The sequence below is a fragment of the Shinella sp. OV683 genome (assembly GCF_057787725.1).
Genome location: NZ_CM173543.1, coordinates 5,008,677 through 5,034,756, shown reverse-complemented (window position 1 = coordinate 5,034,756; position 26,080 = coordinate 5,008,677). Strand labels below are relative to the sequence as shown.

Below are 26,080 nucleotides of genomic sequence, written 5' to 3'. Positions count from 1 at the left end.
AAGCGGATTCGGCTTGGCTGGCGACAATGAGCGCACATTAGGCATTGGGGTAAGAGCGATGACTGACAATGTCGCAGCGATCGAGGATTGGCGCATGAGCGCGAGATTGCCACGCGAGGCAAGATGGAAGCTCGGCCAGTCCTTGCAATTGCGGCTCTGCGACGAGCTCGAAGAGATCGCCGATTCTCTTCCGTCGAATATCGACCATGCCGCTTGCCTGCGTGCCGCGCGGGGGCTGGGAAACCTCATAAAGGAAATTCATCGCTTCGAGGAAGACAGTTTCTTTCCCGAGGCAAGGAGCGTCGCTGCGAACGAAGATGAGCTGATCGCTACCATCGAGAGACTGAAGCTCGAGCACATGACGGACGAAAGCTATGCCGAAGATCTTGTCGAGCGTCTGAAATATCTCAGCGCGGGCGGTACCGATCTAAACATGGAAACCACCGGCTACATGCTGCGCGGTTTTTTCGAGGCATTGCGGCGGCATGTGGCCTTCGAGCAGAGCTTTTTTGCGGCCGCGAGTGGATCGCACGGCGTGCTTCACTAGATAAGGCTCGCCGGCCGGTGCCCTGTGGGCCTACGCGACATCCGATCGAGAAATGAGTGACGAATTGATTCAGATCAATCACATCCCAAAGGGGATTGATTAGTATAGCGGCATGCGTGGGTGAAGGCGTTTCGACCAAACGCCAATGTCCACGCAGGCGCGGCACAGGGCGCTGGAGCCAGGGGCACTTTTATGAACATGCATTCCAGAGACATTCGCTCACAAGTCCCTGCACAGTGTCAGGGCTGCGGTGCCCGGAGGGACGGCGTTTGTGCCGCCATGACCGCCGCCGACCTGACCGAACTGAACCGCTTCACATCGCGCAAGGTCATTCCAACCGGTGCAGAGGTGCATGGCCAGGGCGATCAGATCCAAAGCTACGCCAATATCCTCCGGGGCGTGATCAAGCTGACAAAGATCATGGCAGACGGTCGCCAGCAGATCGTGGGATTGCAGTTTGCGCCGCATTTCATTGGCCGCCCCTTTGCGGACGAAAGCGCGATCACCGCCGAGGCGGCGACCGATATGGAAATCTGCACCGTCTCCAAACCGGCACTCGACCGGCTTATGGCAAACAATCCGGATCTGGAACACAAGCTTTACAATCAGGCACTTACAGAACTCGACGAAGCTCGCGACTGGATGCTCACGCTCGGCCGCAAGACGGCCCGTGAAAGGGTTGCGAGCTTTCTGAATCTCATTGCCTCGCACTTCGATACGCTGAACAGTGACGGAATTTGCTTCGACCTGCCCCTGACGCGCCAGGACATGGGCGACTTCCTCGGACTCACCATCGAAACGGTCAGTCGCCAAATGACTCGGCTGCGAAACGACGGAATCATCAAAGTCGCGCATAGCCGCTGCGTCACCGTACCGTCGAGGGCGCGCTTGGCCAAAGCTTCCGGAAATCACGAATGAGCTAGTCCGTCGCGGGTTATGATCGTCGTGGCCATGCAGAAAGCTCGCGCGCGGGCTTCGGACCTTGCTCATGGCCTGAAGACACCACTGACCATCATATCCAACAACGTCCTGAAGCTCGAAGAGAAAGGTGAAAGCCAGATTGCCCAGGAACTCGACATGGTCAGTTCCTCCATGCTGGCGCATATCAACCACGAACTCGCCCGCACCCGCATTGCTCAGGACCCCGATCTTCGGCGATCAGACGCCGATTGCGCCCGCATCGCGAGCGAAGTGATCAGAACGTTGAAACACACCGAGAGACGGGCGAACGGCTGAGCTTTTCTCAAGCCATCAGACCAACTCAGCTATAATTCTTGCTATAGAGCCCGAGCCATTCCAAACCTGCCGGATGGGCGTGAGGGACTTGTGCCGGTCGAATCAAAGTTGTTTCAGAGTGGATCCCCGCTGATCGTATGAGCAGCGGGGATCCACTGATGATACAACGGCTGATCACTCCGCCGGCAATGCACTTGGGACGCCCGCGGCATTCGGGAGATCCTTACCCGCGAGTGCAGCGGCAAACCTCTCCTGATCAAGCTCACCTTCCCAGCGCGCCACCACGACGGTGGCGACCGCATTGCCGATGAAGTTGGTCAGTGCCCGGCATTCCGACATGAAGCGGTCGATGCCGAGGATCAACGCCATGCCGGCGACAGGCACGGTCGGGACCACGGACAAAGTTGCTGCGAGGGTAATGAAGCCGGCGCCGGTGATGCCGGCCGCACCCTTGGAGCTCAACATCGCGACGAGCAACAGCAGGATCTGGTCGCCGAAGGACAGTGGCGTATCCGTTGCCTGGGCGATGAACAGCGCGGCCAGCGTCATATAGATGTTGGTACCGTCAAGATTGAACGAGTAGCCGGTCGGAATGACCAGGCCGACGACCGAGCGCTTGCAGCCGGCCTGCTCCATCTTGTTCATGAGACCCGGAAGGGCTGCTTCCGAAGACGAGGTGCCGAGCACCAGCAAGAGCTCTTCCTTGATATAGCGGATCAGCGCCAGGATGGAGAAGCCGTTGTAGCGGGCGACAGCGCCGAGGACGACGACAACGAAGAAGATTGCGGTGAAATAGAACGTGCCGATCAGCATTGCCAGATTGGCAATCGAGCCGACGCCATATTTGCCGATGGTGAAGGCCATGGCGCCAAACGCACCGATCGGCGCGGCCTTCATCAGGATTGCCACCAGCCGGAAGATCGGAACCGTCAGGCTCTGCAGGAAATCGACGACGGGTCGGCCACGATCGCCGACCATGGCGAGCGCTACACCGAACAGAACAGAGAAGAACAGCACCTGCAGGATGTTGCCTTCCGCGAATGCGCCGACGATCGTGCTCGGGATGATCTCCATCAGGAAGCCGACGACGCTCTGATCATGCGCCTTTGCGGCGTAATCGGTCACCTTGGATGTATCGAGCGTCGATACATCGATATGCATGCCGGCACCAGGCTGGATGACATTCGACACGACGAGTCCGACGGCCAGCGCCAGCGTCGAGAAGGTCAGGAAGTAGATCATCGCCTTGCCGGCGACACGGCCGATCTTTTGCAGGTCCGACATGCCGGCGATGCCGGTAGCGACTGTCAGAAAGATTACAGGGGCGATAATCATCTTCACCAGCTTGATGAAGGCGTCGCCGAGTGGCTTCAGGCTTTCCCCAATCTGGGGGTAGAAATGTCCGAGCAGGATGCCCGCCGCGATGGCGACGAGAACCTGCACATAGAGTTGCCGATAAAGCGGCAGCTTGCCGCGGGGTTCCGCGGTTGCGAATGATGCGTCCATGCTATCCTCCACCATGCCCCAACCAGATATCTGGCCTCCCGGAGCAAAATCGTTGACAGGTTGACAGCCTCCTGGCTGTCAGGATGGAGTTTGCAACTGGCGTGCCAAGTGCGTTCCGGATACGCAAGCAATTGAATTAGCGTTATTTATTTCAAGATTTCAAAACTCGCTGACGGCATTTGTGCGGATTTACACACAAAAGACATTGCCATCCGTGTGAAACCATGCACACAATAAGCGATGTCGAATATGTCGGGATCGACCAAGGGAAGTCTGGGGAATCTGCAACGCCGGGCGCGACACGCCTGGCTGTGGTTCGCTGTCGCCCTGCTGCTTGCCGCTGGCGTCACAGCCTTTGCATCGCGGGAATTTGGTCGATCGTCGGCAATTACAGCTCTCGAAGAGCAGGGACGAACGGAAGCCAATCTGAAGGTAGCCTTGCTGCGCGCCGTGCTGGAGCGTCCGCGCGCGCTGTCGCTGGTGCTCTCGCAGGATCGCGACATCACCGATGCGCTTGCGACGAAAAGCCCATCGGCGATCGACAAGCTGAATCGCAAGCTGGAAGGACTGATCAAGGACACCAAAGCCGCCGTGATCTATGTCATCGGCACGAATGGGATCGCCATCGCGTCGAGCAACTGGCAGGAGCCGTTGAGCTTCGTCGGCAACGACTACACGTTCCGGGAATACTTCCGTGGCGCCATGAAGTCCGGCATCGCCGAACATTTCGCCCTGGGCAGCGTCAGCAAGCGGCCGGGCCTTTACATCTCGCGGCGGGTCGGCGCGACTGAGACGCCGTTGGGCGTTGTGGTCGTGAAAATGGAATTCGATCAGCTTGAAGCAGATTGGCGCGACACTGGCCGGCCGACCTATATTATCGACGATCGCGGCGTCGTGTTGGTCACCAGCATTCCCTCCTGGCGTTTCATGACCATCCAGCCGCTCGCCGCGGACCGTCTGTCGACTATTCGCAGCAGCCTGCAGTTCGGCGACGCCCCCTTGCAGCCATTGCCGTTTTGGGAGCAGGCCGTGCTTGCCACCGACGCGGTCGAACTGCGGGCGGTGTTGCCCGGCACGGGCGAGAGCGCATTCCTTCGCCTTGCCGCACCGGTTGCGACCACGCCATGGGCGCTTCAGTATCTCCTGCCGCTCGAACCTGCATTGTCCGCCGGCATGCGCCAGGCGATGTTGGCCGCGTCTGCCGGCCTGATACCGCTGTTTCTGCTCGCCGCGCTGGTTCTGTGGCGCCGGCAGGCTGCAGCTCTGCGACTGGCGCGTGAGTTGCAGGCGCGAGAAAATCTGGAACAGCGCGTGCTGGAGCGCACTGAGGCTCTCACCCGCGCGCGTGACCGGCTCGAAATCGAGATATCGGAGCACCGAAGCACCGAGGAAAAGCTGCAGGGCGTGCAGCAGGAACTGGTGGCGGCAAATCGGCTTGCCATTTTGGGCCAGGTCGCGGCCGGCGTCGCGCACGAGATCAACCAGCCGGTCGCCACCATTCGCGCCTATGCCGACAATGCCCGCGTCTTCCTCGAGCGCAGCCAGACGGCGCCGGTCGTCGAAAACCTCACATCGATTGCCGCGCTAACGGAGCGCATCGGCGCGATCACCGACGAACTCAGGGCATTCGCCCGCAAAGGCCGCACCGCACCGGAACCAATCGCCTTGCGCGATGTCATCGAAGGCGCCGTCGTGCTGTTGCGCAGCCGATTTGCGGGCCGGATGGAAGCGCTCGACATTCGTCTTCCGCCCGCCGAGCTCAAGGTTCTGGGCAATCGCATTCGGCTGGAACAGGTGTTTATCAATCTCTTCCAGAATGCTTTGGAAGCTCTGGAGAACACGACACCCGGCCGGATCGAGGTGCGGGCGGAGGAGGCATCGCTGGGCGTTACAATCACGATCGCCGACAATGGCCCGGGGATTCCGCCGGAGATTCTCGACGTGCTGTTTACCCCCTTCAACACATCAAAAGAGCGCGGTCTTGGCCTCGGCCTGGTGATCAGCAAGGAAATCCTCGCCGACTACGGCGGCAGCATCGACGTGAAAAGCAATGGCGGCGGCACATGCTTCACTATCCACCTGAAAAAGGCCTGACATGGATCCTGTAAACTCGGTCATTCTGGTCGACGACGACAAGGACTTGCGCAGGGCGACCGCGCAGACACTTGAACTTGCGGGATTTGCAGTGACTGCCTTTGCACGAGCGACTGATGCACTCGCCGCGCTGCCGCCAGATTTTCCGGGCGTGGTGGTCAGCGATATCCGCATGCCGGAGATCGACGGGCTGCAACTGTTCGAGCGCATCCGGTCCATGGATCAGGACTTGCCTGTCATCCTCATTACCGGTCACGGCGATATACCGATGGCGGTACAGGCGATCCAGGACGGTGTCTACGACTTCATCACCAAGCCTTTTGCGGCCGAGCGCCTGGTGCAGAGCCTCAGGCGCGCGCAGGAAAAACGCACGCTGGTGCTGGAGAACCGGGCCTTGCGGCATGCTATCGATACAGCCGACGACGATATGCCATTGCTGGGTCAGACGACGTCCATGGCCCGGCTGCGCCACACCTTGCGTCAGATCGCCAACACCGATGTCGATGTCCTCGTCAGGGGCGAGACCGGCAGCGGCAAAGAAGTGGTCGCCACCCTGCTGCATCGCTGGAGCCGCCGCAGCCGCGGTCATTTCGTGGCGTTGAATTGCGGCGCCCTGCCCGAGACCGTCATCGAAAGCGAGCTTTTCGGACACGAGGCTGGCGCCTTCACCGGCGCCCAGAAGAAGCGCATCGGCCGCATCGAGCATGCCAGTGGCGGCACGCTGTTTCTCGACGAGATCGAGAGCATGCCGCTCTCCACTCAGGTCAAAATGCTGCGGGTGCTGGAAATGCGCGAAATCACCCCGCTCGGGACAAACGAGGTCAGGTCTGTCGATCTCAGGGTGGTGGCGGCCGCCAAGGTCGATCTGTCGGACCCAGCTGCGCGCGCTGATTTCCGCGAAGATCTTTATTATCGGCTGAATGTGGTGACGATCTCCATCCCGCCGCTCAGGGAACGTCGTGACGATATCCCGTTGTTGTTCACCTATTTTGCCGAGCGCGCGGCACGGCGTTTCAAAAAGCAGATTCCGGAGGTTTCCCGGGGGCTGCTCGACCAGCTGCAAAAGCGCGACTGGATGGGCAATGTTCGTGAACTGTCGCACTTTGCCGAACGGTTCGTGCTGGGCCTGGAAAGCAACGAGCCGGTAAGGGCACCGCTTGTCGACAATCCGAGTTCCACGTTGCCCGAGCGCCTCGAACGCCACGAGGCCGAGATCATTCGTGAAGTGCTGGCTCTCCATCAGGGCGATGTGCGACAGACGATCATGGCACTCGGCATTGCCCGCAAGACCTTCTACGACAAGCTTCTGCGCCATGGTATCAACCGGTCGGAATACGCGTTGCGCGACGATTGATTCGGTCGCATGCCGAAGAGACGTTAGAACCCTTCAGATTATCCGGCGCGAGGCGTTCCGCCATCGGCTCAATACTCTTGCGATCACCAGGTCCGATGAGATCCGAAATATACACCGGGCACATCTGCCGCCGCTTCTTGTGACCAAGCGTTTCCACGAATGGCTTCAGCCAATCCGTCAGTGCAATATCCTCCTCCACCATCCATAGCACCCCGTTGAAGTGCCAAAGTGTGGACTGGGTCAGGCGGAGCCCTTGTTGATCACCTTGGTGAGCTTTTCGAAGAATTGCCCTGCTAGCTTCTTCGATGAAGAATCGATCAATCGTGAGCCGAGCATGGCCAGCTTGCCGCCGATCTTGGCTGTCGTCTTGTAGGTCAGCACCGTCTCCTCGCCCTCCTCGGTTAGCACGACATCAGCGCCACCCTTGGCAAAGCCGGCAATGCCGCCCGATCCTTCGCCCGAAATCGTGTAGCTTTCCGGCGGGTTGAGGTTGGAGAGCGACACATTGCCCTTGAACGAGGCGGAGACCGGGCCGATCTTGATTTTCACCGTTGCGGTGAATTCGGTTGGCGAGCTTGCTTCGAGTGTCTCGCATCCAGGAATGCAGCGCCGGAGGATATCGGCGTCGTTGAGCGCGGCCCAGACCTGTTCCCTGCTGGCAGCAATCCGCTCTTCTCCGGACATTTCCATGGTGTTCTCCCTGTTCTGTCGTGCTTTCGTTCTTATTGCCGCCGTCAAAGCGCTTTGCCAAGAGGCCGAGCGGTGCTATTTCATCGCCGATGTCGCATAAATGAGAAAACGAGACAGCGTGAAGAGCAAGAACCACCCGCGCGGGACAAAGCCCTCGGGCAACCGACCGGACAACCGCGCCAGCGCCCGGCCGGCCGCCTCCTATAGCGCCAAGCCGCGGCCAACGGAACGTCCGAAGAAAGAAGCGCCACCGGCCGATGAGCCGCGCCCCAGGCGCGAGCGTGAAGCCGCACCTGCAGCCCAGATCACCCTGCCACGGCGCGATGGGGCACGTCCTGCGGAAAAGACACCCGTCATCCTGGAAACGGCTGGTGAGGAAGGCTACCGGCTTCTCGATTCCGGCGCCGGCGTCAAGCTTGAGCGCTACGGGGATATCTCTGTTGTCCGCCCGGAGGCACAGGCACTCTGGCCGAAAGCTCTTCCCGAAAGCGCCTGGGACAAGGCCGATGCGGTGTTCACCGGCGACACCGACGAGGAAGGCATGGGCCGCTGGCGCTTTCCGCGCGAAGCCTATGGTGAGACCTGGCCGATGAAATTGCTGGGCGTCGATTTCTTCGGCCGCTTCACATCGTTTCGGCACACAGGCGTCTTTCCCGAGCAGATCGTCCACTGGTCGTGGATGGCCGAGCAGATCCGCGCACGTGGCGGCAAGCCCAAAGTGCTCAATCTTTTCGGCTACACCGGCGTCGCCTCGCTGATCGCTGCAGAGGCTGGCGCGGAAGTGACCCATGTCGATGCTTCGAAGAAAGCCATCAACTGGGCCAAGGAGAACCAGACTCTGGCGCGGCTCACCGATCGGCCGATCCGCTGGATCCTCGACGATGCGATGAAATTCATCGAACGCGAACGACGCCGCGGCAACACCTATGACATCATCCTCACCGATCCGCCGAAGTTCGGCCGCGGCCCGGACGGTGAGGTCTGGCAGTTGTTCGACCACCTGCCTGTCATGCTCGACATCTGCCGTGACTTGCTGTCGCCCAAGCCGATCGGCCTGGTGCTGACGGCCTATTCGATCCGCGCCAGCTTTTATTCCATGCATGAACTGATGATGGAGACGATGCGTGGCATGGGCGGTCTGGTCGAATCCGGCGAACTGATCATTCGCGAGCATCCCACCATGCCAGATCAGGCAGCGCGCGCGCTGTCCACCTCCCTCTTCAGCCGCTGGACAAGAGCATGACCCAGAGAAACAATGACGACGGTCCGCGCCGGCCGGGGCAGGTCAAGGAGATCACCTCGCTTGCCAATCCGATCATCAAGGACATCAAGGCACTCAGCGAAAAGAAGAACCGCGAGCGTAGCGGCACCTTCATGGCCGAGGGCCTGAAGCTTGTGCTCGATGCGCTGGAAACCGGCTGGAAGATCGATACCCTGATGTATTCCAAGGCGGGCATCGGCAAGCCGCTGATCGAAAAGGCGGCCTCGCGGACGATCGCCACAGGTGGCCTCGTGCTCGAAGTCACCGAAAAGGTGTTGTCGTCTGTTACGCGGCGCGACAATCCGCAGATGGTGGTGGGCATCTTCGAATCCCGCTGGCACACGCTTGCCGATATCAAGCCGAAGCAGGGCGAGACCTGGGTGGCGCTTGACCGCGTGCGCGACCCCGGCAATCTCGGCACCATCATCCGCACCGCCGATGCCTCTGGCGCGTCCGGCGTCATCCTGGTCGGAGAGACCACCGATCCGTTCTCGCTCGAGACCGTGCGGGCGACCATGGGCTCGGTCTTCTCGATGCCGCTTGTCCGCGCCACCGCCGCTGAATTCGTCAAATGGCAAAAGACATCCGGCACCAACATGGTTGCCACCCACCTCAAGGGCGCGATCGACTACCGAACCGCCGATTACAAATCGAGGCCCGTCGTGCTGCTGATGGGCAACGAGCAGGCCGGCCTGCCCGACGATCTCGCCGAGGCCGCCACCACCAAGGTGCGCATCCCGCAACAAGGACGCGCCGACTCACTCAACCTTGCGGTCGCTACGGCAGTCATGCTGTTTGAGGCACGCCGCCATCTCCTGACCCTCGGCGATGCCGATGCCTGAGAAGACAGCGCTTTTTGCTCGTCCGTGGCTGGCCGGTGTATTTATCGTCGCGATGGTGCTGATCGACCAGTTGATCAAATATCTGGTCGAGGTGATGTTGCCGTTCCAAGAGGCGGTTCCGGTCATTCCCTATCTCGCGCTCTATCGCACCTGGAACGAGGGCGTGGCCTTCTCCTTCCTTTCCGGCATGAGCGGCTGGGCGATCGTTGCGATGCGGCTGCTGATCGTCGCCTTCATCTTCTGGTGGTGGAAGGGGGCGAGCCGGTCGGCCAACCTGATGCATCTCGGATTTGCGATGATCGTCGCCGGCGCGGTGGGCAATATCGTCGATCGTTTCATTTATGGACACGTGGTCGACTACGTGCTGTTTTACACCGAAACGTGGTCATTTGCCGTGTTCAACCTGGCCGACAGCCTCATTACCCTGGGCGCCGTAGCGGTTGGTTTCTCCGAAATCTTCCTGCATCACAAGCCTGCCGGACAGAGCTGAGACGATTCGTTAACAACACTCCGCAAGGCTTTGTAAGTCGCCTCATGCTAAAACCGGGGCATGAACGAAGCCAAGAAACTTCAACACCGCGTTGCGATCGCGTTCAATGAGCCGGCCCCCCACTCCACCCCAGGGACGCCGGACGATCGCGATTCGAAGCCCAGGCATGTTCCGGAAAGGCCGGTTCGGCGTCCCGCAGGCCCGCTTCCGCCGCATGCCGATCGGGGCGAAAAAGAAAACCTGTTCCCCTACATGCTGATCTCTGGCGGATTGCTGGTGCTGATGCTGGCGCTCTATGTTCACCTGGATGCGGGCTATGTCATCGTCACCGTTTGCCTGGGTGCCGGCGCTATTGCTGCGGGTCTTTACTTCTACGCGCAAAAACTGGATTCCGCGAGCACCGCGAGGGGGCATGACGACTTCCCGCTGTTCGAGGCGCGGCAGCCCGAATGGCAACTTCGCAGCCGGGTGATCCCGGGCGCCGTTCTGCCCTTCAGTTCCGTTCATGATGCCTTGGGCGAAATTGTCCTTAGCCGCAGCCTTGATGGTCTCATCCTGTCGGCCAACCGGGTCTTTCGCGAGATCACCGGCCAGCCGCGACCCGAAGGACGAACCTGCGAGGAACTGCGGATACGCTTCCGGCCGGGTATCGCAGAACATTGCTACGATGTGGAATTCACGACAACGTCCGGCGCGCGCATCTACTTCTGGCAGGATGTGGTGATGCGCGATCCCGTGTTTGGCGATCTGGTCATCCAGAGCGTCGCGCGTGATGTGACGGAGGACCGCCAGGAGGCGGCACGTCGAGAGCAGGCGAGGCTCAAGGCGCAGGACGAAAGCGATCGCAAGTCGAGGTTGATCGCCACGGTCAGCCACGAAATCCGCACGCCGCTCAGCGGCCTGCTCGGCATGGGTCATCTGCTGGCCGGCACCAAACTCTTGCCCGAACAGATGAACTATCTCGACGGCCTTCGTCAATCGGGTGCCGCCCTCGTCCAACTGGTCGAGGACCTGCTGGACTTTTCCACTATAGCCGCGGGCCGGTTCCAGCTGCATCTGAAGGACGAGGCCATCCGGTCGCTGATCGAGAACACGGTGGAGATGCTGTCGAGCCGCGCCCATGCCAAGGGCATCGAGATCGGCTCGACGATATCGGTGAGCTTGCCCGAAGTGCTGACCTTCGATCCCGCGCGTTTCCGTCAGGTGCTCTACAATGTCATCGGCAATGCGGTGAAATTCACCGAGGCTGGCGGCGTGCTGGTCAAGGCCGCACTGGAAAACGAGATGCTGGTCATCCGGGTCAAGGATAGCGGGCCGGGTATGAACGAAGCCGAGATGCAGCGCATCTTCGGGGAGTTCGAGCAGGGCAATCTCAGCCGGCTGCGCGAAGGTGGTGTTGGCCTCGGCCTGGCGATTTCGGCGCGCATCATGGCGGAAATTGGCGGCGGCCTTTCCGTTGAAAGCACGATCGGCGAGGGCAGTACATTCCTGATCCGGCTGCCGGTCGGCAGGGATGCGCGGCCGATGCGCGACGGCCATGAGCTCTCCGGCGCCAGTATCTTGCTGTTTGCGCCGCGCGGTCCGGCTGCGGCTGCGCTTTGCGAGACCATGATTGGGCTGGGCGCAAGCATTGTCCTTGCGGCCGATTTGAGCGAGGCCCGTCAGGCAATCGAAACACGTGGGCCTTTCTCTGCGATCATCATCGATCATCGGCTGGACGCGGATTTTGCCGATACTCTGAGCCACGAACCGGGGCTCGCCAGCGCCAAGCGGATTTTCCTGGTCAATCCCGAATCGCGGCCGGCGCGCATGTCCGGCAGCAGCTATGACAGCTGGCTGATCCGGCCGCTGCGCGAGCAATCCCTGATCGACGTGTTGACCGGCAAACTGAAGGGTCTCGAACCTCGGCCCGTCAAGCGGGAGGCATTTCCCGTCCTCCCGGCCGAACCGACAGAGGACGAGCGCGCGCCGGAAACGACCGATGCGAAGCAGGGGCTTTCCATCCTGCTCGGCGAGGATGATCCGGTCAATGCGATGATCTCGCAGGCGCTGCTGGAGCGCTCGGGTCATCGGGTGCGGCTGACGGAGACATTCTCGGCGCTTGAGGCCGGATTGGCCGAAGGCGACACGGACATTGTGCTAACCGACCACTCCATGCCGGGCGGTACCTGCGAAGAATTCATCGAGGCGACGCGCAAGCGCGAGCGGCTGGACGACCGTCGGCGCATGCCGATTCTCGTGCTGACCGCCGACGGCAGCGATGACACCCGCCGCAATCTGCTGGCGGCCGGCGCCGATCTCGTTCTGGTCAAGCCAGCCGGCCCCAAGATCCTCAACGGAGCGATCGAACATCTTGCAGGCGAGCGCGCCCGGTCCGCGTGAGCCGGGTAACTATCTCACCTTGCAACTGTCATCATCCTGTCTCAGAGCTATGGTTATAGAGCCGCATCGCTGATAGAAGGATGCGGGTCATGACACTGGAGCTTTTCGAGCAGAAAGCGGAAATAGCCTCTCCCATGGAAAGCCGCATTGCATTGCCTGGCCGGTCCGAAGCCGTCATGGGCCGTATCGGTTCGCTTGTGACGCGCCTTGCCACCACGCGCGCTGAAATCGAAGCGGCGCAGGTCATCCGCTACCGGGTTTTCGTCGAGGAAATGGGCGCCGAACTGCCCGTCGAGGCCATGCGGGCCAGGCGCGACTATGACGCTTTCGATGAAATCTGCGATCACCTGATCGTGCTCGATACCGCGATCGAAGGTGATTCGGCCGACCAGATCGTCGCGACCTACCGCTTGCTGCGGCAGGAAGTGGCGATGCGCCACTCCGGCTTCTATTCGGCGTCGGAATTCGACATCGCGCCACTGATCGCGCGCAATCCCGGCAAGAATTTCATGGAACTCGGCCGTTCATGCGTGCTGGCGCCCTATCGCACCAAGCGCACCGTCGAACTGCTCTGGCAGGGCAACTGGGCCTATGCGCTGAAGCATGGACTCGACGTGATGTTCGGCTGCGCCTCGTTCCATGGCCGTTTCCCGGAACTGCACGCGCTGCCGCTGTCGTTCCTGCATCACAATTCGCTGGCAACCGGCGGCTGGTCCGTCAAGGCCCAGGCCGGCCTTGGCCGCAACATGGACCTGATGCCGACTGAAGCGGTCAATGCCAAGCGGGCGCTGGTCGCCATGCCGCCGTTGATCAAGGGCTACTTGCGCCTCGGCGCGATGATCGGCGAAGGCGCGGTGGTCGATGAAGCCTTCGGCACGACCGACGTGCTGGTCGTGCTGCCGATCGAGAGCATCTCCGGCCGCTATGTCAATCACTACGGCGCGGATGCGCAACGTTTTGCCTGCTGAACATCCACCCCTCCTTCAGCAGGTCCGGAGCGGCCATCCCCGGTAGCTCCGGTTTTTTATTCAGCCGGCTAAGGATCTAACGGCAGCGGTTCCTGCTTGCCGGACGGGGAAACGGCAAGTCGGCGAGCTCGCGCGACGACATCACCTTCAGCGCGGGATGCGCAAGCGGATCGCGGAACGTATCGGTACCGCCGTCATATTCGGTCTCGCCCAGCCGGCGGATCATGTATTTCAATCTGGTCATCATCATCGTTGCTCCTGTCACGCGGGCTGCAATTGCGATGAGTGATTTAGGCGTTTGAGAATTCTGCGCTGTAACCATGGTGACTCACCTCGTTTGGGTGTCTCCTGCATGGTTCAGATATCGGCTTCACCGTCTACTTATTCAATTGAGAAAAAATGGTGTCTGCTTTAGAAAAGCTAAATGAAGAATTTGAATCTCGTGCACCTCAATGGCCTGCGCGCTATTGAAACGGTTGGTCGTCTCGGTTCCCTGCAGGCCGCCGCGGATGAGCTCGGTGTGTCGGTCGGTGCCGTCAGCCAGCAGATATCGAAAGCCGAGGCGCAGCTCGGTCACCTGATGTTCGAACGGCGCCCGAAGGGCCTGGTGCCGACGGATATCGGACGGCCGGTGCTCGCGCGCCTCAGCGACAGCTTTGCGAAAATGTCCGAGGCCGTAGCGCTCGCCCAGCGGCGCGACAACAACTGCCTGACGATTTCGGTAGCGCCCGTGTTTGCCGCCCGCTGGCTGGTGCGCCGGCTGGAGAGTTTCGCGCGGCAGTTTCCGGATATCGTGCTCAGGATCGACGCGACGATGAGGCTCGTCGACCCCGCGATCTCCGATATCGACCTCGGCATCCGGGTCGGCAAGGGCGATTGGCCGGATGTCGTTGCCGAACTCATCCTGCCTCAGGAGGTGTTTCCGGTGGTCGCGCCATCGCTGGCCGCCGAATTGAAGAGCCCACGCGATATTCTTGCGCTGCCGGCGGTGATCGATTCCAAGGCGATGTTCGGCTGGGATGTCTGGCTTGACCAGGCGGGCCTTGCCGGCGAGACGATCAATGCGCGGCATTTTTTCAATGAGGCGTCGCTGTGTATCGACGCGGTCATGGCCGGACAGGGCGTCATGCTTGCCTGGCAGACGCTGACGTCGGATGCGATTTGCGAGGGCCGTCTCGTCGCGCCCTTCAAGATCCGCGCCCGAACGGGCTTCGGCCACTATTTCGTCACCGCCAGGGACCAGCGCGAGAGCCACAAGGTCAAGGTCTTCAAGACGTGGCTGCGCAAGGAACTGGCATCGAGCATGGATGCGCTCGATGCGTATTTTGACAGGTCTCACGTCCCGGCATTATAGGCCGCGATCGCCGCCATATTGACGATGTCGGAATCCTTGGCGCCCATCGAGGCGATCTGCACCGGCTTGTCGAGGCCGACCAGCAGCGGACCGATGACGGTCGAGCCGCCGAGTTCCTGCAGCATCTTGGTCGAGATGGACGCTGAGTGGAACGCCGGCATCACGAGCACATTGGCCGGTCCCTTCAATCGGCAGAACGGATACTGCTCCATCAGCTTCGGATTGAGGGCCACGTCGGCGGCCATCTCGCCGTCATACTCGAAATCGACGCGTCTCTTGTCGAGGATTTTGACGGCCTCGCGGACCCGTTCGGAGCGCTCGCCTTCTGGGTGACCGAAGGTGGAGTATGCCAGCATCGCCACGCGCGGATCGTAGCCCAGCTTACGGGCGAGGCCGGCGGCTTCCTCGGCGATATCGGCAAGCTCTTCCGATGACGGCATGTCATGAACGGCTGTGTCGGCAACCAGCACGTTGCGGCCGCGACACAGTGCCAGCGACACGCCGATCACCCGGTGACCGGGCTTGGCGTCGATACAGCGCCTGATATCGTCTAGTGCCGTGGAATAGTTGCGGGTGATACCGGTGACCATCGCATCGGCGTCGCCCAGCGCCACCATCGAGGCGGCGAAGTGGTTGCGGTCGGTGTTGATCAGCCGCTGCGCATCGCGATAGAGGTAGCCCTTCCGCTGCAGCCGCGCATAGAGATAGTCGATATAGACCTCGCGCCGCTTCGATGTGCGCGCGTTGATCAGCTGGATGCCGGGCCGATTGAGATCGATCCCCGCCCTTTCAGCCGTTGCCTGGATGATGTCGTCGCGTCCCAGCAGGATGGCGGTGCCGAGCTGCTGGTTGACATAGGCGATCGCCGCCCGCATCACCTGCTCTTCCTCGGCCTCGGCAAACACCACCCGCTTGGGCATGCGGCGGACGCGATCGTAGATACGCTGCAGCGTCGAGGCGATCGGATCGCGACGGCCGCGCAATTGCCTGGCATAGGCATCGAGATCCGCAATCGGCTTGCGCGCCACGCCCGATTCCATCGCAGCCTTTGCTACCGCCACCGGGATCGACGAGATCAGCCTGGGGTCGAACGGCACGGGGATGATGTAATTCGGCCCGAAGCGCGGCCGGTTGCCCTGATAGGCAGCGGCGACATCGTCGGGTACATCTTCCTTGGCGAGATTGGCAAGCGCCATGACGGCGGCGATCTTCATCGCATCATTGATGGTCGAGGCACGCACGTCCAGCGCCCCGCGGAAGATGTAGGGAAAGCCAAGCACATTGTTGACCTGGTTTGGATAGTCCGAGCGGCCGGTTGCCATGATCGCATCATCGCGAATGCGGGCGACTTCCTCCGGCGTGATTTCCGGATCGGGATTGGCCATAGCGAAGATGATCGGATTGGGCGCCATCGAACGGATCATCTCTTCCGACAGTGTGCCCTTGGCCGACAGGCCGAGCACGACATCGGCGCCGTTCATAGCTTCTGTCAGCGTCCGGTCCTTGGTCTTGACGGCATGGGCCGATTTCCACTGGTTCATGCCCTCGGTGCGGCCCTGGTAGACAACACCCTTGGTGTCGCACAACGTGATGTTGGCCGGGTTGAAGCCGATGGCCTTGATCAGTTCGATACAGGCGATGGCGGCGGCGCCGGCGCCGTTGCAGACCAGCTTGGTGGTCTTGTAGTCGCGGCCGGTAAGGTCGAGTGCATTGATCAGGCCGGCAGCAGCGATGATGGCCGTGCCGTGCTGGTCGTCATGAAACACCGGAATGTCCATGAGCTCGCGCAGCCGGCTTTCGATCACGAAACAGTCCGGCGCCTTGATATCCTCGAGATTGATGCCGCCGAAGGACGGGCCGAGATAGCGCACGCAATTGATGAACTCGTCGACGTTCTCGGTATCGATCTCGAGGTCGATGGCGTCAACATCGGCAAACCGCTTGAAGAGCACCGCCTTGCCTTCCATCACCGGCTTGGAGGCCAACGCGCCCAGATTGCCAAGGCCGAGGATGGCGGTACCGTTGGAAATCACCGCGACCATGTTGCCGCGAGCGGTGTAGTCATAGGCGGTGGATGGATCGGCGGCGATGGCCTTGACGGGCTCGGCTACCCCCGGCGAATAGGCGAGCGACAGATCCCGCTGCGTCGCCATCGGCTTCGTGGGGGTGATCTCAAGTTTGCCCGGTCGGCCCTGCGAGTGGAAGTCCAGTGCCTCCTGTCTGGTGACAGTGGGCAGACTCCGGTCGCGCTTCTCGTTCGATTCCATGCTTCCTCCCAAGCTTCTGTGGGCACGTTGGTTTTTGACCGAGCCTCTTATTGTGTCACCGCCTCCCTTGCGGCTAGTGTCGCCTACTTTAGACACCCACCACCCATTGTCAAAGAACAGTATGACAAATTTCGATGCCCTGACAGTTGCCCAGTTGGCCACGGAAGAGAGCCGTCTCTCCGCCACGCCGATGATGGAGCAGTATATCGAGATCAAGGCGAACAACGCCGACAGCCTGCTGTTCTACCGCATGGGCGATTTCTACGAGCTGTTCTTTGAAGATGCCGTCGAGGCATCGCGCGCGCTCGGCATCACGCTGACGCGGCGTGGCCAGCATCTCGGTCAGGACATCCCGATGTGCGGCGTGCCGGTGCATGCCGCCGACGATTACCTGCAGAAGCTGATCGGCTTCGGCTATCGGGTGGCGGTCTGCGAGCAGACCGAGGATCCGGCGGAAGCCAAGAAGCGCGGCGGCAAATCGGTCGTCAAGCGCGACGTCGTTCGCCTGGTCACGCCCGGCACAATCACCGAGGAGAAACTCCTCAATCCCGGCGACACCAATTACCTGATGACGCTGGCGCGCATCAAGGGTGGCGATCGCCCGCAATATGCGTTGGCCTGGATCGACATCTCGACCGGCATTTTCCGGCTGGCGGAGACCGATGTCTATCGGCTGCTCTCCGACATCATGCGCATCGACCCCAAGGAACTGATCGTCGCCGACACGCTGTTCCACGATCCCGAATTGCGCCCGACTTTCGATATCCTTGGTAAAGTCGTCAGTCCACAGCCGGCTGTGCTGTTTGACTCCGCCACTGCTGAGAATCGCATAGCACGCTATTATGATATCAAAGCACTCGATGGATTTGGCACGTTCAGCCGCGCCGAGCTTTCCGCAGGTGCCGCGGCCGTCGCCTATGTCGAAAAGACGCAGCTGGCCGAGCGGCCGGCGCTCGGCCACCCGGAACGCGAAAATGCCGCCTCGACCCTGCTGATCGATCCGGCCACCCGCGCCAATCTGGAACTGGTCAAAACCCTCTCCGGCGACCGCAATGGCTCGCTGCTCAAGGCCATCGACCGGACCGTGACGGGTGGCGGAGCGCGATTGCTCGGCGAACGGCTGATGTCGCCGCTCACCGACGCGGAGCGCATCAATGAGCGGCTCGATTCCATTTCGTTTTTCCTCGACGAGCAGCGCTTGACCGACTACATCAGGCAGGAGCTGAAACACGCACCAGATATGCCGCGCGCGCTGTCACGGCTAGCGCTCGATCGCGGTGGACCACGCGATCTTGCAGCGGTGCTGAGGGGTCTCGAGGCAGCTCGTTCGCTAGCCGCGATGCTGTCGGCCAAGCGTCTTCCATCGGAGCTTGCCGAAGCCTTTGCCGGCCTGGGCGCCGTGCCGTTCGAACTGACCGACCAACTCGCCGACCTGCTCGCCGAAGACCTGCCGTTATTGAAGCGCGACGGCGGTTTCGTTCGCGATGGCGCGCTCGCCGATCTCGATGAACTCCGGGAATTGCGCGGTCAGTCGCGCCGGGTGATCGTCGGGCTGCAGGCCTCCTATTCGGAGGAAACCGGCGTCAAGTCGCTGAAGATCAAGCACAACAATGTGCTGGGCTATTTCATCGAACTGACGGCAGGCACCGCCGGTGCCTTGACGGAGACGCCTGAGCGGCGGGCGCGTTTCATCCATCGCCAGACCATTGCCAACGCCATGCGGTTCACCACTGTCGAACTGTCCGACCTTGAAAGCCGCATCGCCAACGCCGCCGAAAAGGCACTGGCAATCGAACTCGGCATTTTCGACCAGCTCACGGAAGCGGTGGTCAAGTCGGCCGATGCGATCAAGGCTGCAGCGCTCGCGATTGCGGTGGTCGATGTGTCCGCATCGCTCGCGGCTCTTGCCGACGAGCAGGCCTATTGCCGACCAGCGGTGGACGACAGCCAGGATTTCCGCATCGAGGGCGGCCGCCATCCGGTTGTCGAACAGGCGCTGCGCAAGTCAGCGCAAAATGCCTTCGTCGCCAACAATTGCGACCTCTCGCCGCTCGATGGCCAGGTGAATGGGGCGATCTGGCTGATCACCGGCCCGAATATGGGTGGTAAATCGACGTTCCTGCGCCAGAATGCCCTGATTGCCATCATGGCGCAGATGGGTTCCTTCGTGCCTGCCGCCGCCGCCAACATCGGGGTCGTCGACCGGCTGTTTTCACGCGTTGGCGCGTCCGACGATCTGGCGCGGGGCCGCTCGACCTTCATGGTCGAGATGGTCGAGACGGCGGCGATCCTCAATCAGGCCACGCCGCGCTCGCTGGTCATTCTCGACGAGATCGGCCGGGGCACTGCCACCTTCGACGGCTTGTCGATCGCCTGGGCGGCGGTCGAGCACCTCCATGAGGTCAATCGATGCCGGTCGCTGTTTGCTACCCATTTCCACGAATTGACGGTGCTGTCGGAAAAGCTGCCGCGCATGGCCAATGCCACGATGCGGGTCAAGGAGTGGGATGGCGACGTCATCTTCCTGCATGAAGTGGGACCCGGCGCCGCCGACCGTTCCTACGGTATCCAGGTCGCTCGCCTGGCCGGGTTGCCGGCCTCGGTCGTATCGCGTGCCCGCGAGGTTCTCACTTTGCTGGAAGATGCCGACCGCAAGAACCCGGCGGTAACCCTGATCGACGACCTGCCGCTGTTTCAGGCGGCAGTGCGCCGCGAGGAGCCGAAATCCTCCAAGCCGTCCAAGGTGGAGGACCTGCTCAAGGCCCTGCATCCCGACGAAATGACGCCGCGCGATGCATTGGAAGCGCTCTATGCGCTAAAGAAGGAACTCGGCTGATCAGGCGACGCCGATCCGCAACAGATCGTGGAAGTGCACGATACCGACCGGACGATTGTCCTCGTCGGTCACCATCAGCGCCGAGATGTTGTAGAGATTGAGCAGGCCCATGGCGCTCGTCGCCAGCGTGTTTTTGCGCACGGTCTTGGGGTTCTTGGTCATGATCTCCTCAACCTTCATCTCGACGAGATTCTTGTCGAGGCGCCGGGCGATATCGCCGTCGGTGACGATCCCGGCCAGCACGCCGTCTTCTCCCACCACGCCAACGCAGCCGAAGCGCTTGTGCGACAGTGTCATCACCGCTTCCGGTACAGGTGTGCCGAGGGCCACCAGCGGCAGGCTTTCATCGCCATGCATGACGTCGCCGACATGGGCGAGCGTCGCACCCAGCTTTCCGCCGGGATGGAAGGTCTTGAAATCGACGGCGGTGAAGCCACGTGCCTCGAGCAGAGCCACGGCCAGCGCATCGCCCATGGCAAGCTGCATGATCGAGGACGTGGTGGGCGCCAGCCCATGCGGGCAGGCTTCCTGCGATTTTGGCAGGCACAGCACGATATCGGCCTCGCGCGCCAGCGTCGAATTCTCGCCCGAGGTCAAGGCAATCAGCGGAATCGAAAACCGCCTCGAATAGGCGACGATGCCGCGAAGCTCAGACGTCTCGCCGCTCCAGGAAAGCGCGATGATCGCATCGCGTGTGGTGATCATGCCGAGGTCGCCATGATTGGCCTCGACGGGATGGACGAAAAAGGACGGCGTGCCGGTCGAGGCAAAGGTGGCGGCGATCTTGGTGCCGACATGACCACTCTTGCCGATGCCGGTGACGACGACGCGACCCGGCAGCGTCACGATGCGTTGCACGGTTTCCTCGAACGGCCGCGCAAGGCCGTTGCCAAGCGCCTTTTCGAGATCGGCAAGGCCGGATTTTTCCGCCTTCAACGTACGGATCGCGGAACGGGCGGCGTCGCTGTCTGGCAGCTTCAGGATGTTTTCTGTCATGCGGTTGATTTACTCCTCTTTTTTGCTCTGTCCAGACCGGAAAATCTCTCAATCGATTGAAAAGCCGCCCACAACCGGGAGATATCCACGAGTTTGCGAGTCTCCTCCTCCTGATCAGAGCGCTGACACAATAGAAATCCGCCGCTTTTATGGCCGATCGAGGAGTCGCTGACGCCCCGGGAAACGATTGGTTAACCTTGCTCCTTTACCCCTAGGTAATAACTATTGATCCGCCAAACACCGGCCGCTTCCCGCATGAACACCCGTAGCCCATCGACCGACCTCGCATTGAGATGTCTGCCGGCAGCATTGCTGGCGGTGCATCTGGCTGCTTTCGGCGTGCCGGGGCAGGCGCTTTCCCAGTCCGCGACGCTAACCAGCAGCAACGACACCAATAATCCCACATTCGACCAGACGAACAGCAAGCTCCGCACGACGACAATAGGTGTGCAACAGTCTGCCGACGATCAGGACGCCGATCCCGACACTGCGACTGTGCCCGATCCGGATGCCGAAGACGTGACCGACGCAACGCTCAACGCGGCGGCCCTCAAAGAGCTACGCCGGCAGAACGACCGCGAGGAAACTGTCGACGGCCTGCGCCCGAAGCTGCCCGAGGATCCCACCCAAACACCCGGCATTGCTGTCGGCACGATGACCTTCCGGCCGACGATCTCGGAATCGCTGGGCACAGAAAGCACCACGACTGGCAAGGACACATCGACGCGGACCTACCTGCAGACCGGCTTCAAGGGTTCGCTGGTTTCAGACTGGTCGCTGCATCAGCTGAAGATCGATGCTGAAGGTACATGGGACAAGACCCTGAGCGGTATTCCCGATGACAATCCGGAAGGCGATATCAATGCCGAGCTGCGGCTCGATCTGTCCAACGACACAACAGCGCGGCTGAAGGCCGGGTATTCGCTGCAGCGCGAAGATGTCGGCGACCCCAATGCCATTTCCGCCGCCGAAAATCAGGCGCAGGTCTCCACCTACACGGCAACCGCAGAAGTAACCCACGATCTCGGCCTCATTCGTGGCACGGCCGGCATCGACTTCACGCGCGAAACCTATGGGGAGGCAACACTCGAGAACGGCACGCGGATCGATCAATCCGATCGCGACAACAACGAAGCCATAGTGCGTGGCCGGATCGGCTACGAACTGTCGCCGGCCCTGATCCCATTCCTCGAGGCTTCCTACGGGCAGGTCATCTATGACAATCAGAAGGACTCGCTTGGCTATGTCCGGGATGCCACGCTCTACGCGCTGAAGGCCGGCGTCGAGGGCGATTTTGGCGACAAGCTGCGCGGCGAACTGTCGACTGGGTTGGCACGTGCGGAGTTCGATGACGACAGGCTCAAGGCAATCTCCGCCTGGACAGTCGACGGCAATGCGACATGGTCGCCGCAACGCGGCACCGATGTCCTGGCTGGCCTGAAGACCGAAATCGAGCCATCGACCACCGCCGGAGCCAGCGGCTCAGTAGCCTACACGGCAAGTGCCGCCCTGACGCAGGTAATCATCGAGCAGCTGTCCGGCCGTGTTTCCGGCTCGTTCACCTGGCGCGACTACTCGGAACAAAGCGTGCCCCAGCAGACGGTCTTCAATGCCGGCGCCGGCCTGACATGGGGCCTGTCGCGTTCGATCGACCTGACCAGCGATGTAACCTGGGAACGAACCCAGCAGAGCAAGGCCCCGAACCAGGAGGTCTTCACCGGCTTGGTCGGCATCGCCTTCAAGCGCTGATATCCAGGGCTTTCCGAGATTCATCTCGACATTTCCCGAGACTGGGCAGAAGATAATTGCGGCAGTCGAACTATCCCACGCGAAGAGTTGTATGCAATTCGCCACCAAAAGGCTAAATTTTAGTCATCGATTTCTATATGACGCAATTTTAGGCTGTAAATAGGGCTTGTCCCGCTGAATTGAATTCTACTCAGATTTTTTCCTCTATAATTTCATGGGCTTATCGCACCGAAAAATCTGGCATGCAATTTGCGTTTCTACTCCCGGAGCGCATGATGCGCCTTTGTTGAGGGAGCCTGCCATGACCTATTCGGAAATTTCCCGCCGTAGATTGCTTAAAGTCGGTGCTGCCGGCTTGGCTGCCAGTGCCTTGCCCTTCTCTTTCGCCCGCGCCGAAACCGCCGTCATCGTCGGCGTCGTCTATGTCGGCCCGCGTGACGATTTCGGCTGGAACCAGGCCCATGCCGTCGCCATCGCGGCGCTGAAGGCCGTCCCCGGCGTCACCGTTGTCGAGGAAGAGAATGTCCCTGAGACCGACGCCGTGTCGAAATCGATGGAGTCGATGATCAACATCGATGGCGCCAACCTCGTTCTGGCGACCTCGTTTGGCTACTATAAGCCGTTCGTGGCTGAGCTGGCGGCAAAATATCCGGCGGTCGAATTTCGCCATGCCGCGCCACTTTGGAACAAGGACACGGATCCCAAGAACGCGGGCTCGTACTTCCCCTATCTCAATCAGGCCCATTATGTGGATGGCGTCGCCGCCGGCCTCTCGGCGCCCGGCGGCAAGATCGGCTTCGTCGCCGCCAAGCCCATCCCGTCCGTGCTATCCAACATCAATTCGGTGCTGCTGGGCGCCCGCAGCGTCAATCCCAAGGCGACCGTGCATGTCATCTTCACCGGCGAATGGTCGCTGCCGGTGCGCGAGGCAGAAGCCACCAATGCGCTGGTCGATGCCGGCTGTGAAGTCATCACCTGTCACGTCGACAGTCCCAAAGTGGTGATCGAAACGGCTGAGGGTCGTGGCGTCAAGACCTGCGGTCACAATGCCTCGCAGGCATCGCTGGCGCCCAAGGGCTTCATTACCGGCGCCGAATACAAGTGGGAAACGATCTACAAGTCCTATGCTGCCGACATTGCTGCCGGCAAGCCGCTGCCGAATTTCCTGGTCGGTGGCTATGACCAGGACATGTTGCGCAACACGTCCTATGGCGCGGGCGCAACACCGGAGGCGATCAAGGCGGCTGACGCCGCGATCGACAAGATGCGCAAGGGTGACCCGATCTATGCCGGCACGCTGAAGGACAACACCGGCAAGGTCGTCGTCGACAAGACCTACACCAACTATGACCCCTATCTCGACGGCATGAACTGGCTGCTCGAAGGCGTCGAGGGCTCGATCACCTGATCTTTGTCGCGACCTGCCCGGGCGCGGTCGACGCGCCTGGCGCTTCCTCGATGAACTGAAGGAGCAAGACGATGAGCGTTGAAGCCATCGCGCCCACGGCAACCATCAGAGTGCCCAGCCTGGCGACGTTGAAATTCGCAGAAGCCCTGTTCATACCCATCGCGGCGCTTCTGGTTTCTGCGTTGCTGTTCTCGATCTTCCTGCTGGCGCTCGGTAAATCGCCCGCTATGTTCTATTCGCTGATCTGGACTGGCGGCTTCGGCTCGAGCTTCTCGTTTCAGAACTCGCTGCAACGCGCAGCCCCGCTGGTACTGACCGGGCTTGCCTTCGCTATCCCCGCCCGGATCGGACTGACGATGATTGGCGGCGAAGGAGCATTGGTGCTTGGCGGCTTTTCGTCGGCGGCGATCGCCATTCCGCTGGTCACCCACGGTGTGCCGCCAATCATAACCCTGCCGTTGATGGCCATCGCCGGCATGCTGGCAGGCAGCTTCTGGCTCGGCCTGACCGGCTGGCTGCGGCACTATCGTGGCGTCAACGAAACGATCTCGTCGCTGCTCCTTTCCTACATCGCCATCGCCATCATGAATTTCTTCGTCGAGGGCATCCTCCGCGATCCGGCATCGGCCAACAAGCCGTCGACCATGCCGATCGGTGATATCTATCGCGTCGGGTCGATCCCCGGCACTTCGGTCCATTGGGGACTGGCGGCTGGCATTGCCCTCGCCATATTGCTGCATCTCCTGATGACGCGCACCACGTTTGGCTTTGCCGCGCGCATGACCGGCGGCAATCCTCGTGCTGCCAAAGCGCAGGGACTGCCAGTCGGCTTGCTCCTGGTCTCGTGCTGCGCCATTGCCGGTGCCTGTGCCGGTCTTGCTGGCTTCTTCGAAGTTGCCGCGATTCATGGCCAGGCAAATGCGTCGCTTGTCGCGGGCTACGGTTTCACCGGTATCCTTGTCGCCTTTCTGGCCCGGCAGGTGCCGCTGGCGGTGATCCCGGTTGCCGTCTTGTTCGGTGCGCTGGCGGCGGCTGGTGGGGTCATCCAGCGGCGCATGGGCCTGCCGGATGCGACGATCCTCGTGCTCCAGGGCATGATCTTCGTCATCCTGCTCACCAGCGAGACCTTCTACGGCCGCATACCATTCTTCCAGCAACGGGGAGCCAGCACATGACCGGCGACGACATGCTGATTACCGCGCTGATTGCCATGCTGGGCGGCGCGATCCGTGTCTCCACCCCTTTCATGTTCGTCGCACTCGGCGAGTGCCTGACGGAGAAATCCGGCCGGATCAATCTCGGCCTTGAGGGCTCGCTGGTGCTGGGCGCGATGGTCGCTTATGCGGGATCCTATCTCTCCGGCAGTCCTTGGCTCGGCGTGTTCGCGGCAGGCCTTGCAGGCATGGTGCTCGGTGCTATCCACGGCTATATCTGCAAGCTGCCGAAGGTCAACGACATGGCGGTCGGCATCGCCATCATGAGTTTCGGCACTGGCCTCGCCTTCTTCTTCGGCAAGCCCTACATCCAGCCGACCGCGCCACGCCTCGAAGCCATTCCGCTGGGTTCGTGGAGCAGCGACCCACGGCTGGCCCAGGCGCTCGACGTCAACCCGCTGTTCTTCGTCGGCATCGCGCTCGGCGTCTTTCTATGGTGGGCGCTCAAGAACACCAAATGGGGCCTCATCGTCCGCATGACCGGCGATAGCGCACCTGCCGCCAAGGCCATGGGCGTTTCGGTCGATCTCGTCCGCTTCCTCACCACCGCCACCGGCGGCTTCATGGCCGGCATCGGTGGCGCCTTCCTGTCCCTTTACTATCCCGGTTCGTGGAACCAGGGCCTGTCCTCAGGCCAGGGCCTGATGGCCGTGGCGCTGGTGATCTTTGCCCGCTGGGGGCCGATCCGCTGCCTGGCTGCAGCCTTGCTGTTCGGCGCTGCCGGTGCATTGGGGCCGGCGCTGCAGTCGATCGGCATTTCCCAGGGCTACTACTTCTTCAACGCCGCCCCCTACATCCTGACGCTGTTCATCATGATTGCCTCGGCGCAATCGAAGTCGGCGGCACGCGAGGTTCCCGGCGAGCTTTCCATCAATAAGTGAGGTCT

The 26,080-nt window shown here is 61.2% G+C and carries 21 protein-coding genes and 1 pseudogene; 16 read left to right on the top strand and 6 right to left on the bottom strand.

Going from position 1 to position 26,080, the window contains the following annotated elements; translation table 11 throughout:
* Positions 1 to 58: 58 nt before the first annotated feature.
* From ACXHRN_RS24360 to ACXHRN_RS24350, 3 genes are all read left to right on the top strand, one after another.
* A complete protein-coding gene (locus tag ACXHRN_RS24360) occupies positions 59 to 547 on the top strand; it encodes a hemerythrin domain-containing protein (RefSeq protein ID WP_488638856.1) in 489 nt (162 codons plus the stop codon).
* A gap of 192 nt (positions 548 to 739) precedes the next feature.
* The gene (locus ACXHRN_RS24355) at positions 740 to 1,465 is read left to right on the top strand and encodes a Crp/Fnr family transcriptional regulator (RefSeq protein ID WP_488638855.1); all 726 of its coding nucleotides are present in this window, start codon (positions 740 to 742) and stop codon (positions 1,463 to 1,465) included.
* A gap of 33 nt (positions 1,466 to 1,498) precedes the next feature.
* Positions 1,499 to 1,783 (top strand): hypothetical protein, encoded by a 285-nt coding sequence (locus ACXHRN_RS24350; RefSeq protein WP_488638854.1) that lies wholly within the window; start codon positions 1,499 to 1,501, stop codon positions 1,781 to 1,783.
* A gap of 174 nt (positions 1,784 to 1,957) precedes the next feature.
* Here the strand turns inward: ACXHRN_RS24350 and ACXHRN_RS24345 are convergent, their stop codons facing one another.
* Positions 1,958 to 3,289, bottom strand: a complete 1,332-nt coding sequence (locus tag ACXHRN_RS24345) for a dicarboxylate/amino acid:cation symporter (RefSeq protein WP_488638853.1) — start codon at positions 3,287 to 3,289, stop codon at positions 1,958 to 1,960.
* A gap of 249 nt (positions 3,290 to 3,538) precedes the next feature.
* Between ACXHRN_RS24345 and ACXHRN_RS24340 the strand changes: the two genes are divergently transcribed.
* Entirely contained in the window at positions 3,539 to 5,383 is a 1,845-nt protein-coding gene (locus ACXHRN_RS24340; protein ID WP_488638852.1) for a sensor histidine kinase, read from the top strand.
* 1 nt (position 5,384) lies between these two features.
* Complete coding sequence (locus ACXHRN_RS24335) at positions 5,385 to 6,737, top strand: sigma-54-dependent transcriptional regulator (protein WP_488638851.1); 1,353 nt, start codon at positions 5,385 to 5,387, stop codon at positions 6,735 to 6,737.
* A gap of 43 nt (positions 6,738 to 6,780) precedes the next feature.
* On the opposite strand, the pseudogene ACXHRN_RS24330 reads toward ACXHRN_RS24335, so the two are convergent.
* Together ACXHRN_RS24330 and ACXHRN_RS24325 are read right to left on the bottom strand one after the other, a co-directional pair.
* A pseudogene (locus ACXHRN_RS24330) lies at positions 6,781 to 6,939 on the bottom strand (transposase); the annotation flags it as partial.
* A gap of 38 nt (positions 6,940 to 6,977) precedes the next feature.
* On the bottom strand, positions 6,978 to 7,427 hold the full coding sequence (locus ACXHRN_RS24325; RefSeq protein ID WP_488638850.1) for an SRPBCC family protein: 450 nt from the start codon (positions 7,425 to 7,427) through the stop codon (positions 6,978 to 6,980).
* A 100-nt stretch (positions 7,428 to 7,527) separates the two neighbouring features.
* Between ACXHRN_RS24325 and ACXHRN_RS24320 the strand changes: the two genes are divergently transcribed.
* The 5 genes from ACXHRN_RS24320 (at position 7,528) to olsB (ending at position 13,370) form a co-directional block, all read left to right on the top strand.
* The gene (locus ACXHRN_RS24320; RefSeq protein WP_488638849.1) at positions 7,528 to 8,670 is read left to right on the top strand and encodes a class I SAM-dependent methyltransferase; all 1,143 of its coding nucleotides are present in this window, start codon (positions 7,528 to 7,530) and stop codon (positions 8,668 to 8,670) included.
* Positions 8,667 to 9,530: a TrmH family RNA methyltransferase gene (locus tag ACXHRN_RS24315; protein WP_488638848.1), complete on the top strand. Its 864-nt coding sequence runs from the start codon at positions 8,667 to 8,669 to the stop codon at positions 9,528 to 9,530. The genes ACXHRN_RS24320 and ACXHRN_RS24315 overlap by 4 nt, the downstream gene beginning before the upstream one ends.
* Complete coding sequence (gene lspA / locus ACXHRN_RS24310; protein WP_488638847.1) at positions 9,523 to 10,020, top strand: signal peptidase II; 498 nt, start codon at positions 9,523 to 9,525, stop codon at positions 10,018 to 10,020. The genes ACXHRN_RS24315 and lspA overlap by 8 nt, the downstream gene beginning before the upstream one ends.
* A gap of 60 nt (positions 10,021 to 10,080) precedes the next feature.
* Positions 10,081 to 12,402 carry a hybrid sensor histidine kinase/response regulator gene (locus tag ACXHRN_RS24305; protein ID WP_488638846.1) on the top strand — a complete coding sequence of 774 codons (2,322 nt, stop codon included), beginning with the start codon at positions 10,081 to 10,083 and terminating at the stop codon, positions 12,400 to 12,402.
* Positions 12,403 to 12,491: 89 nt separating this feature from the next.
* Positions 12,492 to 13,370 (top strand): l-ornithine N(alpha)-acyltransferase, encoded by an 879-nt coding sequence (gene olsB / locus ACXHRN_RS24300; protein WP_488638845.1) that lies wholly within the window; start codon positions 12,492 to 12,494, stop codon positions 13,368 to 13,370.
* 76 nt (positions 13,371 to 13,446) lie between these two features.
* Here olsB and ACXHRN_RS24295 read toward each other — a convergent pair whose 3' ends face one another.
* Positions 13,447 to 13,620, bottom strand: coding sequence for a hypothetical protein (locus ACXHRN_RS24295; protein ID WP_488638844.1), 174 nt, complete (start codon positions 13,618 to 13,620; stop codon positions 13,447 to 13,449).
* 174 nt (positions 13,621 to 13,794) lie between these two features.
* Between ACXHRN_RS24295 and ACXHRN_RS24290 the strand changes: the two genes are divergently transcribed.
* Complete coding sequence (locus tag ACXHRN_RS24290; RefSeq protein ID WP_488638843.1) at positions 13,795 to 14,724, top strand: LysR substrate-binding domain-containing protein; 930 nt, start codon at positions 13,795 to 13,797, stop codon at positions 14,722 to 14,724.
* Here the strand turns inward: ACXHRN_RS24290 and ACXHRN_RS24285 are convergent.
* A complete protein-coding gene (locus tag ACXHRN_RS24285) occupies positions 14,706 to 16,991 on the bottom strand; it encodes an NADP-dependent malic enzyme (RefSeq protein ID WP_488638842.1) in 2,286 nt (761 codons plus the stop codon). The two genes, ACXHRN_RS24290 and ACXHRN_RS24285, sit on opposite strands and share 19 nt — an antisense overlap.
* 121 nt (positions 16,992 to 17,112) lie before the next feature.
* Here ACXHRN_RS24285 and mutS point away from each other — a divergent pair, with 121 nt between their 5' ends.
* Entirely contained in the window at positions 17,113 to 19,827 is a 2,715-nt protein-coding gene (gene mutS, locus ACXHRN_RS24280; protein WP_488638841.1) for a DNA mismatch repair protein MutS, read from the top strand.
* Here the strand turns inward: mutS and ACXHRN_RS24275 are convergent, their stop codons facing one another.
* Positions 19,828 to 20,823: a KpsF/GutQ family sugar-phosphate isomerase gene (locus tag ACXHRN_RS24275; RefSeq protein ID WP_488638840.1), complete on the bottom strand. Its 996-nt coding sequence runs from the start codon at positions 20,821 to 20,823 to the stop codon at positions 19,828 to 19,830.
* A gap of 255 nt (positions 20,824 to 21,078) precedes the next feature.
* On the opposite strand from ACXHRN_RS24275, the gene ACXHRN_RS24270 reads away from it, so the two are divergent.
* The 4 genes from ACXHRN_RS24270 (at position 21,079) to ACXHRN_RS24255 (ending at position 26,075) form a co-directional block, all read left to right on the top strand.
* Positions 21,079 to 22,572, top strand: a complete 1,494-nt coding sequence (locus ACXHRN_RS24270) for an outer membrane beta-barrel protein (RefSeq protein ID WP_488638839.1) — start codon at positions 21,079 to 21,081, stop codon at positions 22,570 to 22,572.
* A gap of 301 nt (positions 22,573 to 22,873) precedes the next feature.
* The gene (locus ACXHRN_RS24265) at positions 22,874 to 23,980 is read left to right on the top strand and encodes a BMP family ABC transporter substrate-binding protein (RefSeq protein WP_488638838.1); all 1,107 of its coding nucleotides are present in this window, start codon (positions 22,874 to 22,876) and stop codon (positions 23,978 to 23,980) included.
* 71 nt (positions 23,981 to 24,051) lie between these two features.
* Positions 24,052 to 25,155 carry an ABC transporter permease gene (locus ACXHRN_RS24260; RefSeq protein ID WP_488638837.1) on the top strand — a complete coding sequence of 368 codons (1,104 nt, stop codon included), beginning with the start codon at positions 24,052 to 24,054 and terminating at the stop codon, positions 25,153 to 25,155.
* Entirely contained in the window at positions 25,152 to 26,075 is a 924-nt protein-coding gene (locus ACXHRN_RS24255) for an ABC transporter permease (RefSeq protein ID WP_488638836.1), read from the top strand. Before ACXHRN_RS24260 ends, ACXHRN_RS24255 begins: the two co-directional genes overlap by 4 nt.
* Positions 26,076 to 26,080: the final 5 nt, after the last annotated feature.

Bases quoted from the DNA above. Each gene is read 5' to 3' on its own strand.
- ACXHRN_RS24360 (WP_488638856.1), top strand. From the start codon at position 59: ATGACTGACAATGTCGCAGCGATCGAGGATTGGCGCATGAGCGCGAGA.
- ACXHRN_RS24355 (WP_488638855.1), top strand. From the start codon at position 740: ATGAACATGCATTCCAGAGACATTCGCTCACAAGTCCCTGCACAGTGT.
- ACXHRN_RS24350 (WP_488638854.1), top strand. From the start codon at position 1,499: ATGCAGAAAGCTCGCGCGCGGGCTTCGGACCTTGCTCATGGCCTGAAG.
- ACXHRN_RS24345 (WP_488638853.1), bottom strand. From the start codon at position 3,289: ATGGACGCATCATTCGCAACCGCGGAACCCCGCGGCAAGCTGCCGCTT.
- ACXHRN_RS24340 (WP_488638852.1), top strand. From the start codon at position 3,539: ATGTCGGGATCGACCAAGGGAAGTCTGGGGAATCTGCAACGCCGGGCG.
- ACXHRN_RS24335 (WP_488638851.1), top strand. From the start codon at position 5,385: ATGGATCCTGTAAACTCGGTCATTCTGGTCGACGACGACAAGGACTTG.
- ACXHRN_RS24325 (WP_488638850.1), bottom strand. From the start codon at position 7,427: ATGGAAATGTCCGGAGAAGAGCGGATTGCTGCCAGCAGGGAACAGGTC.
- ACXHRN_RS24320 (WP_488638849.1), top strand. From the start codon at position 7,528: ATGAGAAAACGAGACAGCGTGAAGAGCAAGAACCACCCGCGCGGGACA.
- ACXHRN_RS24315 (WP_488638848.1), top strand. From the start codon at position 8,667: ATGACCCAGAGAAACAATGACGACGGTCCGCGCCGGCCGGGGCAGGTC.
- lspA (WP_488638847.1), top strand. From the start codon at position 9,523: ATGCCTGAGAAGACAGCGCTTTTTGCTCGTCCGTGGCTGGCCGGTGTA.
- ACXHRN_RS24305 (WP_488638846.1), top strand. From the start codon at position 10,081: ATGAACGAAGCCAAGAAACTTCAACACCGCGTTGCGATCGCGTTCAAT.
- olsB (WP_488638845.1), top strand. From the start codon at position 12,492: ATGACACTGGAGCTTTTCGAGCAGAAAGCGGAAATAGCCTCTCCCATG.
- ACXHRN_RS24295 (WP_488638844.1), bottom strand. From the start codon at position 13,620: ATGATGATGACCAGATTGAAATACATGATCCGCCGGCTGGGCGAGACC.
- ACXHRN_RS24290 (WP_488638843.1), top strand. From the start codon at position 13,795: ATGAAGAATTTGAATCTCGTGCACCTCAATGGCCTGCGCGCTATTGAA.
- ACXHRN_RS24285 (WP_488638842.1), bottom strand. From the start codon at position 16,991: ATGGAATCGAACGAGAAGCGCGACCGGAGTCTGCCCACTGTCACCAGA.
- mutS (WP_488638841.1), top strand. From the start codon at position 17,113: ATGACAAATTTCGATGCCCTGACAGTTGCCCAGTTGGCCACGGAAGAG.
- ACXHRN_RS24275 (WP_488638840.1), bottom strand. From the start codon at position 20,823: ATGACAGAAAACATCCTGAAGCTGCCAGACAGCGACGCCGCCCGTTCC.
- ACXHRN_RS24270 (WP_488638839.1), top strand. From the start codon at position 21,079: ATGAACACCCGTAGCCCATCGACCGACCTCGCATTGAGATGTCTGCCG.
- ACXHRN_RS24265 (WP_488638838.1), top strand. From the start codon at position 22,874: ATGACCTATTCGGAAATTTCCCGCCGTAGATTGCTTAAAGTCGGTGCT.
- ACXHRN_RS24260 (WP_488638837.1), top strand. From the start codon at position 24,052: ATGAGCGTTGAAGCCATCGCGCCCACGGCAACCATCAGAGTGCCCAGC.
- ACXHRN_RS24255 (WP_488638836.1), top strand. From the start codon at position 25,152: ATGACCGGCGACGACATGCTGATTACCGCGCTGATTGCCATGCTGGGC.